This window comes from Geothrix limicola (assembly GCF_030268085.1).
Taxonomy (GTDB): Bacteria; Acidobacteriota; Holophagae; order Holophagales; family Holophagaceae; genus Geothrix; species Geothrix limicola.
Genome location: NZ_BSDE01000005.1, coordinates 97,434 through 112,862, shown reverse-complemented (window position 1 = coordinate 112,862; position 15,429 = coordinate 97,434). Strand labels below are relative to the sequence as shown.

General features: G+C 66.8%; 11 protein-coding genes. 2 read left to right on the top strand and 9 right to left on the bottom strand.

The genetic code is table 11. The features are described 5' to 3' along the window. Nucleotides 1-45: 45 nt before the first annotated feature. Entirely contained in the window at nt 46-588 is a 543-nt protein-coding gene (locus QSJ34_RS13155) for a NifU family protein (RefSeq protein ID WP_285575971.1), read from the bottom strand. A gap of 142 nt (nt 589-730) precedes the next feature. Here QSJ34_RS13155 and QSJ34_RS13150 point away from each other — a divergent pair, with 142 nt between their 5' ends. Both QSJ34_RS13150 and QSJ34_RS13145 read left to right on the top strand, forming a co-directional pair. Then, nucleotides 731-2,227: an SDR family oxidoreductase gene (locus tag QSJ34_RS13150; protein WP_285575969.1), complete on the top strand. Its 1,497-nt coding sequence runs from the start codon at nt 731-733 to the stop codon at nt 2,225-2,227. A gap of 2 nt (nt 2,228-2,229) precedes the next feature. Next, nucleotides 2,230-3,018, top strand: a complete 789-nt coding sequence (locus QSJ34_RS13145) for an inositol monophosphatase family protein (RefSeq protein WP_285575966.1) — start codon at nt 2,230-2,232, stop codon at nt 3,016-3,018. Between the two features lie 224 nt (nt 3,019-3,242). On the opposite strand, the gene QSJ34_RS13140 is transcribed toward QSJ34_RS13145, so the two are convergent. From QSJ34_RS13140 to QSJ34_RS13105, 8 genes are all read right to left on the bottom strand, one after another. Next, nucleotides 3,243-4,070: a secretin N-terminal domain-containing protein gene (locus tag QSJ34_RS13140; RefSeq protein ID WP_285575964.1), complete on the bottom strand. Its 828-nt coding sequence runs from the start codon at nt 4,068-4,070 to the stop codon at nt 3,243-3,245. Then, nucleotides 4,067-4,681, bottom strand: coding sequence for an anti-sigma factor family protein (locus tag QSJ34_RS13135; protein WP_285575962.1), 615 nt, complete (start codon nt 4,679-4,681; stop codon nt 4,067-4,069). Before QSJ34_RS13135 ends, QSJ34_RS13140 begins: the two co-directional genes overlap by 4 nt. After that, entirely contained in the window at nt 4,678-5,310 is a 633-nt protein-coding gene (locus tag QSJ34_RS13130; protein ID WP_285575961.1) for an RNA polymerase sigma factor, read from the bottom strand. Before QSJ34_RS13130 ends, QSJ34_RS13135 begins: the two co-directional genes overlap by 4 nt. 205 nt (nt 5,311-5,515) lie before the next feature. Next, entirely contained in the window at nt 5,516-7,570 is a 2,055-nt protein-coding gene (locus QSJ34_RS13125; RefSeq protein WP_285575960.1) for an OPT family oligopeptide transporter, read from the bottom strand. 129 nt (nt 7,571-7,699) lie between these two features. After that, entirely contained in the window at nt 7,700-9,478 is a 1,779-nt protein-coding gene (locus QSJ34_RS13120; RefSeq protein ID WP_285575958.1) for a M1 family metallopeptidase, read from the bottom strand. Nucleotides 9,479-9,651: 173 nt separating this feature from the next. Further along, complete coding sequence (locus QSJ34_RS13115) at nt 9,652-11,301, bottom strand: dipeptidase (protein WP_285575956.1); 1,650 nt, start codon at nt 11,299-11,301, stop codon at nt 9,652-9,654. A gap of 33 nt (nt 11,302-11,334) precedes the next feature. Continuing rightward, nucleotides 11,335-13,365, bottom strand: a complete 2,031-nt coding sequence (locus QSJ34_RS13110) for a M13 family metallopeptidase (protein ID WP_285575954.1) — start codon at nt 13,363-13,365, stop codon at nt 11,335-11,337. Nucleotides 13,366-13,400: 35 nt separating this feature from the next. Further along, nucleotides 13,401-15,425 carry a M13 family metallopeptidase gene (locus tag QSJ34_RS13105; protein ID WP_285575952.1) on the bottom strand — a complete coding sequence of 675 codons (2,025 nt, stop codon included), beginning with the start codon at nt 15,423-15,425 and terminating at the stop codon, nt 13,401-13,403. Nucleotides 15,426-15,429 lie beyond the last annotated feature (4 nt).

The following is a 15,429-nucleotide window of genomic DNA, read 5'->3' as shown; positions in this document are numbered from 1 at the left end:
CCCTATCCGATGAAGCCAAGGGGTTTGGAACGTTTTAGGGGATTCCTACCAACTGACCACGCGAAGGCTTGGACTGATTTCCTCCTGCAGCAACCCCTCGATGTAGCGCAGGGTGCCGCTGGTGGAGGAGGGGCAGGAGCCGCAGGCACCGTGGTAGCTGATCTGCAGGGTCTGGCCGTCGAAGGAGATCACCTCCAGGCCGCCGCCATCGCCGGCGAGGCCTGGGCGGATGCGGGTGTCCAGCAGGTGGTTGATGCGCTCCAGGGTGGCGTCAGCGTCCCCCGAAAGCTGGGCCGCCGTGTCGCCCGTCTCGTTCTCGGGCAGCTTGAGATCCTCGATGGCCTCGCAGATGGGATCGATGAGATCGCTCCACTCCGCCGAAGGCTCCTTGTTTACGGTGACGAAGCGGTCCATGTAGAACACGGAGGTGACCTTGCCCAAGCCGAAGAGGCAGGAGCCCAGCGGGTCGCCCACCGCCGCGCCGAAATCCTTGAACGAGCGCGAACCCGCCTTGAGGATGGCCGGGTGCACCAGGAACTTCAGGGCATCCGGATTGGGGGTGGGTTCGATGTTGATGACCTTGGGCATGGCGGTCTCCCGATAAAGTTTACCAAATTCGTCAGGATTTTCGAGGGGCCATACTTGGAATCGGAGATTCCATGACACGATCCGGGGTTCTGCTGAGGGTTGCCAGCGGCAGGGGAGACGTCTGGCCCGAGGGCGAGGCCCCGTGATTACCCCGGGCCCCGCCGGCGCCTCCCTCATGGATCCGGGGAAACCTCTCATCCTCGTGACGGGGGCCACGGGCTATATCGGAGGCAGGCTGGTGCCGCGCCTTCTGGCGGCTGGGCACCGGGTGCGCTGCCTGGCCCGCAACCCGGAACGCCTGGCGGGCCGGCCCTGGCCCGGCGTCGAGAAGGTCCAGGGCGATGTCTCCGATCCCGAGGCCCTGGCGGCCGCGCTTCGGGGCGTGGCCCAGGCCTACTACCTGGTGCACGCCATGGGCGAGGACCGTCCCGACTTCCGGGGCCGGGATCTGCGCCAGGCCACGACCTTCGCCGAGGCCTGCGCCAGGGCCGGCGTGCGCCGGATCATCTACCTGGGTGGCCTGGGGGATCCCACGCGGCACCGCAGCGACCACCTGGCCAGCCGCCAGGAAGTGGGGGCCGCGCTGGGATCTTCGGGTGTGCCGGTGCTGGAATTCCGGGCCGCCGTGATCGTGGGTAGCGGCAGCGCCAGCTTCGAGATGCTGCGCCACCTCACGGAACGCCTGCCCTTCATGATCACGCCCCGCTGGGTGAAGACCCGCTGCCAGCCCATCGGCGTGCGCGACGTGCTGGCCTACCTCACCGAGGCCCTCGAACATCCCGATCTGAGTGGCATCTATGAGGTGGGCGGCGGTGATGTGCTCGACTACCGGGACATGATGCTGGCCTACGCCCAGGCCCGGGGGCTGCGCCGGGTCATCCTGCCCATGCGGGTGCCCTTTCCGATCCTGTCGGCCATCTGGGTGGAGCTGGTGACGCCGCTTCCCATGGCCCTGGCGAAGCCCCTGGTGGAGGGGATGACGACCGAAGTGGTGGTGCGCGATCCCCGCGCGCTGGAGGCCTTCCGTGTGCGGCCCATGGTCTACCGGGAGGCCCTCGAACTGGCCCTGCGGCGCCTGGACGAGGATGCGGTGGAGACCACCTGGGCTTCCAGCCTCGCCGGCGAGCCCGAGGGGCGGGCCCTGGGGGCCTACGAAGGCATGCTGCTGGAGCGCCACGCCCTGCACGTGCGGGCCCGTCCCGGGACCATCTTCCAGGCCTTCTGCGCCCTGGGCGGCGAAAGCGGATGGCCCGCAGGCAACTGGCTCTGGCAGCTCCGGGGGACCCTCGACCGGGCGCTGGGCGGGAAGGGCATGCGCCGGGGCAGGCGGCATCCGCGCGAACTCCGCGTGGGGGATCCGGTGGATTTTTGGCGGGTCGAAGCCCTGGAACCCGACCGGCTGCTGCGCCTGCGTTCCGAAATGAAACTGGATGGCCACGCCTGGCTGCAGTTCACCGTCCGGCCCGAAGGCACCGGCTCGCGGCTCGAGCAGACGGCTTTCTTCGAACCGCACGGCCTGCTGGGATTGCTCTACTGGTACGCCGTCCTGCCCTTCCACTGGTTCGTCTTCCCGGGCCTGATCCGCGCGCTCAAACGACGCGCCGAGGCCTCCGTGACAGAATCGAGGCGAGGACGGTGATCATGTTCGACGCGCAACGGGATGCATGTGTGGCTGCGGCCGAGGCCGGCGGCAAGGTGCTGCTGGGGTATTTCCGGAAACTCGAGCCCGGCATGATCAACGAAAAGACCAAGAACGACTTCGTGAGCGATGCGGACCGCGCCTCCGAAGCCGCCATCCGCGCCGAGCTGGAATTCCGCTTTCCCCAGTACGGCTTCCTCGGCGAGGAGTCCGGGAGTTCGGGCAGCGCCGAGATCCGCTGGATCGTCGATCCCCTCGACGGCACGCTGAACTTCGTCCAGGGCTTTCCCCACTGGTGCGTCTCCGTGGCCCTGTGGGACGCGGAAGGCCCCGTGGCGGGCTGCGTGCTCGATCCCCTGCGCGGAGATTGTTTCGTGGCCGTGCGGGGCATGGGCGCCACCTGGAACGGCAAGCCCATGCGCGTGTCGCAGCAGGGAGGCCTGGACGGCGCCTATCTCGCCACGGGCTTCGCCTATCAGCTGGGGGACCGCTGGCCGAAGTTCAACGAAGCCCTGGGCCGGGTCTTCCCCCGCGCCATGGGCATCCGCCGTGCCGGCAGCGCCGCGCTGGACCTGGCCCACACGGCCTGCGGCATCTTCGATGGTTACTTCGAGCTGGGCCTCCAGCCCTGGGACATGGCCGCGGGCGTACTGCTCCTGCAGGAGGCCGGCGGCTGCATCACGGATTGGGAAGGCGGACAGACCTGGTTCAACACCGGCAGCGTGGTGACGGGCACCCGGGGCGTCGTTCAGGACCTACTGGGATGCACGAAGGAGCATGGGGCGAGCTGACCCGAGGCTCTGGGTGCGGCCGGCGCGTCGCACGACGGCCAAGCGTTAGCGCGCCATTCTCAGGTCTGCGGCTCCATCGGCTCGACGGTGTGAAGGTTTGAGTCGTTCGGAAAAGAAACGGAATTCATGAAGCGGAGGAGAACTGAGGTGCGGAGGAAAGCGGAGAGGTTGGATGGCTCCTCTTCTCCGCTTCCACCATTCCTTTCGCGGGCTGAAGCGCTCTGCTAGTTCACGCGCTTGGATGTGAGTACGACAACGACGCCATGGTCCTTCACGACCGACGTTCCGACGACTACTTTTTCACCTTCACGAAGGGAGAGGGGTGTATTGAACTTGGCCAATGTGCCCGCGACGTTGACCATTTCCTCCACCAGGTCGAGGCGAAAGGAACCCATGAAGAGGGTGGTTGGTCCTTCTGAAGGGGTTTCCAGCCTCAGTCCTCGTGCGGACCATTCCACTTTCAGGCTCGACATGTCCTTGTCGCCTACTGAGCCCAGCACGCTTGGCGGAACATGGCCCAGGCCGCCGGTTTCACTTCGCTCGTTATCCTGGATCTGCACACGCTGGACGAAACTGGCAGCCAGCGTGTAGCCGCGGTAGGCGAGAGTGCTTTTAAGCTGTTTCACGACGTCTTGGAGATCCGCGGGCAACCCGGCATCTGTGATGGGGCCCTTGGTTGCAAAAAGGACGTGAAGTGTCAACTCTACGGCCGCGGTCCTCTGAGTGGTTGCCGGCACGTCCAGGCGCTTTAGGGCCTCTTCGATGGCGGCCAAATTCTCTGGGAAATCACGTGCACTGAGGGTGTTGATGCCGCCATCGTTCGTGTAGTTCAGGGTGGATCCGTTCACACCGCTGCCGAGGGCACGAAGAGCCCGAACGAGCACGTTGGGATCGCGATGCTGCACCATGAATACTTTGCTTTTCATGGCGCGCAGGGTTGTCAGATCTGGTTCAGCAGGTCTGGCCTGAGGAGCCGGTGCGGCGGGAGATGTCTGGGCGCCGAGGGTCGGGACCAGCAAGGCGCTCAGGGCGAGGGAACGAAGAATCATCATGACTTCTCCTCTGGGGTGGAACTGGGTTCGGAAGGCGGCGTGGCCTGGGCCAGCCAGATGATGCGGATGGTCGGATCTGCGGTCTGGAATTCGATGCGGGCGGGCATGCCCGAGGGTAGGGACTCGGTGCCGTGCCTGGATGCAGGTCGGATGCGAGCCTGGGTCTCGTATCGGAGGGCCGATCGGGATTCAGTGGGGGCTGGCTTCGGATCGGGTTCGGCGGACAAGGCTGCGCTCGTTGGAGGAGGAGCAGGGGGCGGTGCGGAATGGACGGAGCGTCCGCGTTCGAAGCGCCAGACCAGCGATGCGAGGAGCAGGGCCGCCGCGCTGGCCGTGAGCAGGGCGGGCCGGCTTGCGAGGTGCAGAATGGGCCTGGGGGCTGGCTCGGCGCGGATCTGGTCCATCACCGAGCAGCGCAGGCGCACCGCATCGGAGGCATCGAAGGGCGAGGCCATGGCCTCCCGCAGCCGGGCCTGGCTGGCGCGCAACGCTTCAGCGGCTTCGAGGCAGGCGGGGCATTCGGCGAGGTGGCTTTCGACGGCCGCCGACTCGGTCCCGGCGAGGTCGCCTTCGATCCAGAGGGGCAGGTGTTTGAGGACATGCGGCGTCATGGGCGTCCTCCTTGGGGCGGGGTTGTCAGGCGCGCGCAGTGGGCCTGGAGCTTGGTGCGCGCCGAGGCAACCTGGGATCGGATGGTGACGGGGCGCACGCCGAGGATGCGGGCCACCTCCTCGGTGCTGAGGCCTTCGAGGTCGCGCAGCACGAGGGCCGTGCGTTCGGCCTGGGGCAGGCCGGCGAGGGCCTGGCGGACCAGGGCGCGGCGCTGCTGGAGGAGGACGGCTTCTTCGGCGCCCAGGGAAGCCGCATCGCCTTCAAGGACATCCAGCAAGTCCAGGGGCACGGGCAGTGGGCCGCGTTTACGAGCCAGGTCACGGCAGACGTTCACGGCGATGCGGATCATCCAGGCCTCGAAGGGTTCGCCCAGACGGTAGGTGTGGAGGGAGCGGAACACGCGGAGAAAAGTCTCCTGCGCGGCGTCTTCGGCCAGGTGCCGGTCCCCCAGGATGCGCCAGGCCAAGGCGAGAATTCGTGCCTCCGTGCGCGCCATCAGGGGCTCGAAGGCCTCGGCCTCTCCACCACGGATGCGGCGCACCAACTGCGCCAGCGGATCCTGCGCCGACGCTTCCGGAAGGGAGGCGATCCCCTCGTCCATCAGCGCGGCCTCGGATCCCGGAAACACGTCACGATTCCTCCCTCACCTATCCATACCGGGGGGGCGAGGAAAGTGTTGATCCGAACCTGGAAAAAGAGAACGGAATAGAAGAAGCGGAGGAAAGCCGAGGAGCGGAGGAGAGCGGAGGTATGGCGCGTAGCCACTCGGTTTTTCTCCGCTTTCCTCAGCTCCTCCGTTCTCCTCAGCTTTCAAAATTCCTTTCGTCGGGGACCTACGCTTCGCCCTTGGCGCGGCGGCTGTAGACAACCACGTAGAGGCAGAGGCAGACGAGGGCGGCCAGGCCGATCCACTCGCCCAGGGCGCCGGTGGCCTGGGCCTCGCTGAGGACGGGGAAACCCTCGCGCCAGGTGTCCTTGGCTTTCACGGCCGCCGCGATGACGCCCATGATGGCACCGCCGGCCATGAGGCCGCTGGCGATGAGTACGCCGCGGCTTTCGCGGGCCTTGGCGTCAGCCTCGGAGGTGCCCTTCTTGGGCCGGTTCACCCAGTGGGCCATGAGGCCGCCCAGGAAGAGGGGGGTGTTCAGTTCGATGGGCAGGTACATGCCCAGCGCGAAGCCGAGCGCGGGCAGCTCCACCATGCGCAGCACGATGGAAAGCATGATGCCGAGGCCGAAGGCGTACCAGCGGAGGGGCATCGATACGGTCCCGAAGATGCCTTCGAGGATGGCCTTCATGGCGCTGGCCTGGGGGGCGGGCAGGGCGTTGGTGCCGATGGCGTAGGCGCCGTCCGGCAGCTTCTGGTTGGCCAGCAGCCACATGGCCAGGCCCGTGAAGAGCGCCGCCACGAAGGTGCCCACGAACTTCCAGCCGATCTGCCGGGCGGGCGTGGCGCCGATCCAGTGGCCGATCTTGAGGTCGGTGCTGAAGGCGCCCGAGGCCGCGAGGGCCGTGCACACGATGCCGCCCACCATCATGGTGAGGAACATGCCGTAGCCGCCGGTGAAGTGGAGCTTCAGCATGAGCCCGCCCGTGATCACCAGGGTCAGCATGGTCATGCCGCTGATGGGGTTGGTGCCGATGGTCGCGATGGCGCGGGCCGCCACGGGGGCGAAGAAGAAGGCGATGACCATGATGACGAGGGTGGCCACCAGGGCCGGGATGAAGGCGTGCTGGATGCCCACGCCGAAGCTGAGGAAGAGCAGGGTGCCGAGGGCGCAGGCCACCAGGCCCACGGCGATCATGCCGCCCGACAGGGAGCGGTCCGTGCGCTTGACGACGACGGCTTCGGCCTCCGGCGCTTCGCCGGCCAGCAGGGCCTTCATGTTGCTGATGATGGAGCGGATCATGTTGGGCATGGAGGCGAGCACGCCCATGACGCCCGCGCCCGCGATGGCGCCCACGCCGATGATGCGGACGTAGGAGAAGAAGACCTGTTCGGGGCTCATGTCGGCGATGAGCTTGGTGCCCGGCGCGATGATGACGGGCACGTGCTGGCCGATGGCGTGGAAGAGGGGCACCAGCACGAACATGCTGAAGATGGAGCCGGCGGCCATGACCGCGCTGTAGCGCAGGCCGATGATGTAGCCGATGCCCATGGTCGCGGCGTTGTTGAGGAAGTTGAAGGCGAAGAAGCGCTCGCGGAGGGCCGTGCCCACCCAGACCGTCTTGAGCGTGATGTTCTCGCCCATGACGCGGAAGATGCTGGTGAGGGCGTCGTAGAGGGCGCCGATGCCCGCCGCGACGGCCAGTTCCTTGGCCTGGTTGCCGGCCTTCTCGCCCGTCACGAGGATCTCGGCGGTGGCGGTGGCTTCGGGCCAGGGGAAGATGCCGTGGTTCTCGACCATGAAGTGGTGGCGCAGGGGCAGGATGAAGAGGATGCCCACGCAGCCGCCCAGGAAGCTCACGAGGCAGACCTGCCACAGCGTGGGATTGGGCACGCCGCTGCCCGGCGTGTTGGCCAGGACGTAGAGGGCCGGAATGGTGAAGGCGGCGCCGCTCACCACGTGGCTGCTGTTGGCGCCGATGCTCTGGATGATGACGTTTTCCAGGATCGTGCTCCGTCGGGAGTAGAAGCGGCTCAGGCCCACGGCCAGGATGGCGATGGGGATGGCGGCCTCGATGCCCTGGCCCACCTTCAGCGCCAGGTAGGCCGCGGCCATGCTGAAGATCGCGCAGAAGATCAGGCCCATGATGATGGCCCGGGAGGTGGTTTCAGGCACGCCATCCTGGGGCACCAGGGGGATGTAGGACTCGCCGGGCGCCAAGGGGCGCCGCGCATTGCTGGGCAGACCCTTGATTTCCTGAGGTTCAGATCCGTGGGACATGGGTGCTCCTGTCGGAGGGAGAGAAAGGATTCACCACGGAGACACGGAGATCACGGAGCAAAGAACACGGAGGAAACGATCATTTTCTCCGTGAAACCTCCGTGTCCTCGGTGCCTCCGTGGTGGATCTTTACGCGGGATAGGCTTCGAGGACGGACGCCACCACGCGGCGCGACAGGCCGTGGTAGCCGGGGCTGGCGGCGGCGAAGATCTCGCGGGCCAGGGCGCGGGTGCGGGCGTGCTGGCCCAGGGCGCCGTAGAGCGGACGCAGGTACTTCATGCGGCCCACCCGCGCCAGCACCTCGCGGATGCGGGGGAAGGCCGGCTCGTAGTCCGCGGTGGCGGCCAGGGTCAGCCATTCCACGAGGATCTCGTGATTGCCGCGGCCCATGAGCTTGAAGTGCTCGTCCAGCCACGCGCAGTCGGCCTGCGAAAGCTGGCGGGGCAGCTTCTGGAGGTAGACCTGCAGTTCGGCGGGTTTCCAGGAGGCGATCTGCTGGGCGCTGGGCCGCCCGCCCTGGGACCAGCTTTCGGCCAGGGCCGTGAGTCCGTCCAGCTGTGCGCTGTGGAATTCAGGCGCCGTCGCGGGGAGCCCGGGCTGGTTCAGGTAGGCGTCGGCATTCACGGCCGCCAGGGCGCCCGGCAGCTTCTCGTCCACGAAGGTGCAGAACTGCTCGGTGGTGATGGAGGTGAAGCGGAAGGCGTCCATGTATTCGCGGATGAAGCGGAGGAAACGGTCCTCGCCCACTTCCTTTTCCAGGGCCGCCACGAGCCGCGCGCCCTTTTCGTAGGGAATGCTGGAGAAGGCGTCGTCGGGATCGATACCCTCCAGGTGCAGGCGCAGCACCGTGAGGTGGGGCTCGTCCTTGAAGCGCGCCAAGCTGTCCTCCAGGGCCTTCTGCCCCATGGCCCAGCCCAGGGCCGCGGCGTCATCGCCGTGAAGCTGGCGCAGGATGCGGCGCTCGGCCCAGACGGTGAAGCCCTCGTTCAGCCAGAAGTGCTCCATGCTCGCGTTGGTGACGAGGTTGCCCGTCCAGCTGTGGGCCAGTTCGTGAGCCACCACGTCCACCAGGCTGCGATCCCCCGCCAGCAGGGTGGGCGTGAGGAAGGTCATGCGCGGGTTCTCCATGCCGCCGTAGGGGAAGGAGGGCGGCAGTACGAGCATGTCGTAGCGGTCCCAGGGGTAGGCTCCGAAGAGCCCCTCGGCCTTCACGATCATCTCCTCGACGCCCGCGAACTCCCAGGCGGCGGAGGCGACGGTCTCGGGTTCGGCCCACACGCGGGCGCGGGGGCTCAAATCGCGGGATTCCAGGCGGCCCACGGCCAGCGCCATCAGGTACGAGGGGATGGGCTGGGGCATGGAGAAGCGGAAGAGATGGCGGCCGTCCTCCAGCGCCTCGTCACCGGCGGGGCCCGCGGACATCACGGCCGTGAGACCTTCGGGCACGATGACCTCGGCCTGGTAGGCGATGCGGGCGATGGGCGTGTCCTGGCAGGGCACCATGGTGCGCGCGTGGATCTGCTGGCACTGGCTGAAGAGGTAGGGCGCGACCTTGCCTTCGGTCTGCTCGGGATCCAGCCACTGCAGGGCCATGGCGTCGGCGCCCGTGCGATAGGTGATGGCGACTTCCTGCGCGCCCTGGGGCAGGCTGATGTGCAGACGCTGGCCGAGAATGGGATCGGCCTCGCTCAGTTCCCAGGCCACCGGGCCGTGGCCGGCCACCCGCACGGTGTGGATCTCCAGGCCCTTGGTATCGAGATCGAGCGGCCCGGACGCGGCGCCGCCGAACTCCAGCACCACCTCGCCGTCGATGCGCTTGGCCTGGAAATCCACCCCGAGCTTCAGGCGCAGACGGCGGGCCTTGGGCTGGGCGGCATCGTAGTAGGAATGCGGATCGGGGCGGTGCATGGGGACCTCGGGGAACCGGCCATGATGGCATGGCTGGGCGTAGGTGGCAGTCACAAGCGCACGAGGTAGCGCAGCTCCCGCAAGGCGGGCCCTGCGCATGGAAAAGACCTTGAAAAAACGGCCCCGCGTGCGGGGCCGTTCCACCTGAAAACCGCAGGTTTTCAGCCCAGGGCCTACTCCTCGTCCGGAGCGAGCCCCTCGACCTTCTTCACCTTGATGACGTCGCCGTGGTCCTTGACGATGCAGCGCAGCCAGTCCTCGGGGGCATTGGGGTGGGTGACCTCGCCCTTTTCGTTGCGCACGTTGCCGTCGAGGTACTTCCAGATGAGGAACTCGCCCAGCTTCTTCCAGCGGGCCATGAGCTGCTCGGTGTTCTTCGCGGCGTACTGGGTGAGGTACTCCCGGGCGAGCCCGGGATCCTGCTTGTAGAGGTTCAGGGCCGTGCGGTCCACCTCGGCCTGGTCGGCGACGAAGCGGCCCTCGAATTCGCGCTGCACCTTCTGGACGTCGACGATCATGTCGCTCCAGCGGGTGTAGGTGTAGTTCGCCACGAAGTTGAAGGTCCAGAAGGCGCTATCCCAGTTGAACTCGCTGAAGTTCCCCGTGCCGATGGCGTAGGCTTTGGGCGGCTCCTTGATGGCGCAGCTGATGGGCACGTAGCAGGTGGTGTAGGTGTCATCGACGCCGAACCAGATCACGCCGCCCACGGGATCCGGCAGCCAGGAGCGGCTCTGGGTCACGAAGGAGAAGCCGGTCTGCTGGGTGCTGATGGCGCGCTCGTGCAGGTACTCCTGGCCGTCCACCTTGAAGTTCATGGGGCGCCAGCGGTAGGGCAGCTTGTAGGGACCGGCGCCGACATCCTTGGTCATGTCGAATTCGGTGCCCTCGAAGTGATCGCGCATGAGCTCCATGGCGTCGCGTACATCCAGCTTCTGGTCGGGCTTGACGAAGAGGGGCAGAGGCTTGGCGCCCTTCACGGCCTTCACGTAGTCGATGGAGAGGTTCTGGCTGGGCGCGGCGCGGCGGAAGAGGCTCCACACGCGGGCCTCGCAGGCGCGCAGGGCGCCGAACGTGAGGGGTGCGTAGGCGTCGGCGAAGCTGAAGTCCTTGTCCTCCCCCTTGAAGTAGCCGTGGGACTTGGCGAAGGGAATCACTTCCTTGCTGAAGAGGGCGTTGTTGGGATCGTTCTGGGGGAACTGGCGGATGCGGGCCTGGTTGGCGTGGGCGCTGATGGTGCCGTCCGGCAGCTTGTAGGCCACCCAGAGGGCGCCCTTCTGGCCCTTGCCCTTGCCGATCATTTCGAGGATCCAGACTTCGTTGGGATCGGCGATGGAAAAGCTTTCGCCTTCGGAGGCGTAGCCGAATTCCTCCGCCAGGCTCGTCATGACCTGGATGGCTTCGCGGGCCGTCTTGGCGCGCTCCAGGCCGATGTAGATGAGGCTGCCGTAGTCGATGATGCCGCTGGGCACCTGCAGCTCCTTGCGGCCGCCGAAGGTGGTCTCGGCGATCACGAGCTGGTGCTCGTTCATGTTGCCCACGCGGGTGTACGTCACGGGCGCTTCGGGGATGCTGCCGAGCAGCTTGCCCGTGTCGAAGGTGAAGCCGCTGTCCCACTCGCGGATATCGCGCCGCTCACCGGCCAGGTGGCGGCCGCCGCGCTTGTAGTACAGCTCGCCGTAGAGCGTGTGGCTGTCGGCGGCGTAGGTGATCATGGTGGAGCCGTCCTTGCTCGCGCCCTTGGTCACGAGCAGGTTGGTGCAGGCCTCCAGCCCCGCGCCGGCGGCGAGGAGGGTGGCCAGAAGGGCAATGGGGCGTAGGCGCATGTGGATCCTTTGGAAACGGTGTGAAGGTCGCGGCTACCAGATGGCCGGGCGTTCTTTTTCGGGCCGCTTCATGGCGTCGCCGTCCTTGCATCCGAAGGCTTCATAGAACTCGGGAAGGTTGGACAGGGGGCCGTTGACGCGGAACTTGGCGGGGCTGTGGGGATCGGTGTTGGCGTAGAGGCGGGTGGCCTCTTCGCGCACGAGGGTGCGCCAGGTCTCGGCGTAGCCCAGGAAGAAGCGCTGCTCGGGGGTGAAACCTTCGATCTTGCCGTCAACTCCGGATTGGGCGGGTTTGCCCTTCTGGCTGAGCTTCCAGGCGTCCCACGCGATCTTGAGGCCACCCAGATCGGCGATGTTTTCACCGAGGGTGAGGTGCCCGTTCAGGTGCAGGCCCGGCAGCGGCTCGTAGGCGTCGAACTGCTTGGCCACCAGCTCGGCGCGGACGTTGTAGGCCTTCTCGTCTTCGGCGGTCCACCAGCTCTTGAGGTTGCCCTGGGCGTCGTATTGGCGGCCCTCGTCGTCGAAGCCGTGGGTCATCTCGTGGCCGATGGTGGCGCCGATGTTGCCGTAGTTCACCGCGTCATCGGCCGTGGCGTCGAAGTAGGGCGGCTGCAGGATGCCCGCCGGGAAGACGATCTCGTTCATGGTGGGGTTGTAGTAGGCGTTGTTGGTCTGGGGCGTCATGTCCCATTCGTTGCGGTCGATGGGCGTGCCGAGCTTGGCGAGGCGGCGCTGGAACTCGAAGCGGCGGGTCTCCATGACATTGAGGACGTAGGGCTGGTGGCGGATGTCGAGCTTGCTGTAGTCGCGCCAGACATCGGGGTAGCCGATCTTCACGCGGATGGCGGCCAGCTTCTCCTTGGCCTTGAGCTTGGTGGGGGCGCTCATCCACTCGAGGCCTTCGATGCGCGCCTTCAGGGCCGTGCGCAGGTTCTCGACCATCTCCAGCACCTTGGCCTTGCTGCTGGCGGGGAAGGCCTTCTGTACGTAGAGCTTGCCCAGGGCCTCGCCCAGTCCGCGGTCCGCGGCGAACATCACGCGCTTCCAGCGGGGGTGCTGGGCGGTGGTGCCCTGCAGCTTGGTGCCGTAGAAGGCGAAGGCTTCCTGCTCGAAGGCCTTGGGCAGGGCGGAGGCGCTGCTGCGCAGCAGGTGCCAGCGCAGGTAGACGCGCCACTGGTCGGCGGGCAGCTCCTGGATCATGCGGCCCAGTTCGGCCATGAAGGCGGGCTGGCGGACGACGAAATGATCGGGCACGGGCAGCCCCAGGGTCTTCAGGTAGAGGTCCGCCGGGAAGCCGGGCGCGACCGTCTTCAACTGGGCGGGGCTCATGGCGTGGTAGATGGCGTTGGGATCGCGCTGTTCCACGCGGGTCATGCTGGCCTTGGCCAGTCGGGTTTCCAGGGCGAGGATGCGATCGGCCTCCTTGGGATCGAGGCCCGCCAGGCTGAGCATCTTCGCCACGTGGGCGCGGTAGGCGGCGAGGAGTTCCTTCGACTTGGCATCATCCTTCAGGTAGTAGTCCCGGTCCGGCAGGCCGAGACCGCCCTGGCCCAGCATCATGGCGTAGCGGCTGCTCTCCTTGTCGTCCTGTTCGACGCCGAAGTAGAAGCCCGCGGAGGCGCCCATGCGGTGCAGGTCGGCCATGACGGCCACGAGGCTCGCGGGATCCTTCACCGCGTCGATGCGGGCGAAGAAGGGCTTCAGCGGGGCGATGCCCTGGGCCTCGAGACCTGCTTCGTCCATGCCGCTGGCGTAGAAATCGCCGACCTTCTGGGCCTCGGAACCGGCAGCCGCCTTGGCCGCGGCGGCGGATTCCAGGATCTCCTTCAGGATCTGGTGGGTGCGGGTGTCGATTTCCTGATCCACGCCGTAGCGGTCGTATTCGGCGGGGATGGCGGTGCGCTTGGCCCAGCCGCCCACGGCGAACTGGAAGAAGTCCTGGGTGGGCTTCACGGTGGCGTCGAGGTTCGCGGGATTGAACCCCTTGTAGGCCGTCTGGGCGGAGAGGGGCGCCACCAGCGCCGGGACGAGCGCCAGGACGAGCAGGGAGGATCGGTTCTTCATGCGGTTTCCTTTTTTCGGGCGGGCTTTGGACTGGGCTACCAGATGGCCGGACGCACCTTGGCGTCGCGCTTCATGGCCTGGCCATCGCTGCAGCCGAAGGCCTCGTAGAACTCGGGCAGGTTGGACAGGGGGCCGTTCACGCGCTCGCGGCCCGGGCTGTGGGGATCGGTCTTCAGCCGCACGGACAGCGCGGCTTCGCGGATGTGGTTGCGCCACACCGTGGCGGCGCCGAGGAAGAAGCGCTGGGGCCCGGTGAAGCCGTCGATGGGGGCCGGCGTGGGCTTGCCCTTCAGGCTGTTCTGATAGGCCGCGAAGGCGATCTTGAGACCGCCGATGTCGGCGATGTTCTCGCCCAGGGTGAGCTTGCCGTTCACGTGTTCGCCCTTGAGGGGCTCGTAGGCGTCGTACTGCTTCACGACGAGGTCTGTGCGGGATTCATAGGCCTTCTTGTCCGCGTCGGTCCACCAGTTCTCGAGGTTGCCCTGGGCGTCGTACTGGCTGCCGCTGTCGTCGAAGCCGTGGGTGATCTCGTGGCCGATGACGAAGCCGATGGCCCCGTAGTTCACGGCGTCGTCGGCCTTGGGATCGAAGAAGGGCGGCTGGAGGATGCCGGCGGGGAAGGTGATGTCGTTCATGGTGGGGTTGTACGAGGCGTTCACCGTGGGCGCCGACCAGTTCCACTCGGTGCGGTCGATGGGCTTGCCGAGCTTCGCGAGGTTTTCCTGGATGCGGAAGGCCACGGCCCTGCGGGCATTGCCGTAGTAGTCGTCGCGCTTGATGTCAAAGGCGTAGGTTTTCCACTTGTCCGGATAGCCGATCTTCACGGTGATGGCCGCGAGCTTCTTGAGCGCCTGCTGCTTGGTGTCTGCGCCCATCCAGTCGAGGTTGGTGATGCGCTCGCTGAGGGCCACCCGGATGTTCTCGATCATCGCGAGCACCCGCTGCTTCGATTCGGGCGGGAAGGCGGTCTTGACGTAGAGCTGGCCCAGGGCGTCGCCCAGCAGGCCATCCGTGGCCGCTTCGATGCGCTTGGCGCGCGGCTCCTGCTCCGGCGTGCCGTTCAGCACCTTGCCGTGGAAGGCGAAGGCTTCATCGCCGAAGGCCTTGGGCAGCTGGTTGGCCGCGGCGCTGAGTGCATGCCAGCGGAGGTAGGTGCGCCACTGGGGGGCGGGCACCTCGGAGGCCAGCTTGGCGAAGGCCTGGAAATACGAGGGCTGGCTGAGGTTCAGGTCAGCCAGCTTGACGCCGCGAGCCTGGAAGTAGCCCTTCCAGTCGAAACCGGGGGCTTCTTCCGCCAGCTTGTCGAGGGTGCGCTTGTTGTAGGTCTTTTGGGGATTGCGCAGCTCCACGCGGGTCCACTGGGCCTGGGCCATGCGGGTTTCCAGGTCCAGCACCACCTTCGCGCGGGCGGCGGCGAGGGCGGGCGGATCTCCTGCCAGCACGAACATCCGGGCGACATGGGCTTCGTATTTGGCCCGGAACTCCCGGCTGCGGGCGTCGTCCTTCAGGTAGTAGTCCCGGTCCGGCAGGCCGAGGCCGCCCTGGCTCAGGTAGCCCAGGTAGTGGGTGGAGGCCTTGGCGTCCTGCCGCACGAAGAAACCGAAGGCGCCGGGGAAGCCCTGGTTGTGCAGGCTGGCCAGCAGGGCAGGGAGGTGCTTGGCATCCTTCAGCCCTTCGATGCGGGCGAGGATGGGCTTGAGCGGGGCCAGGCCGCGCTTCTCGATGGTGGCCTCGTCCATGCCGGAGGCATAGAAATCGCCCACCTTCTGCTGGATGCTGCCCTTGGTCCAGGAGCTCTTGGCGCTGGTCTCTTCCAGGATCTGCCGGAGGATGGCGCGGTTGTGGTCGATCAGCTCCTCGAAGCCGCCGTAGCGGGCCTTGTCCGCGGGGATGCTGTGGGTCTTGAGCCAGCCGCCATTGGCATAGGCATAGAAGTCGTCGCAGGGCCTCACCGTCGTGTCGAGGTTCGCGGGATCGACGCCGGGTTTGGACTGGGCCACGAGCGACAGGGCCGCCAGGCCGAGGCAGAGGCCGAGGGATGCGCGCAGAGGGAAAGCCATTGAT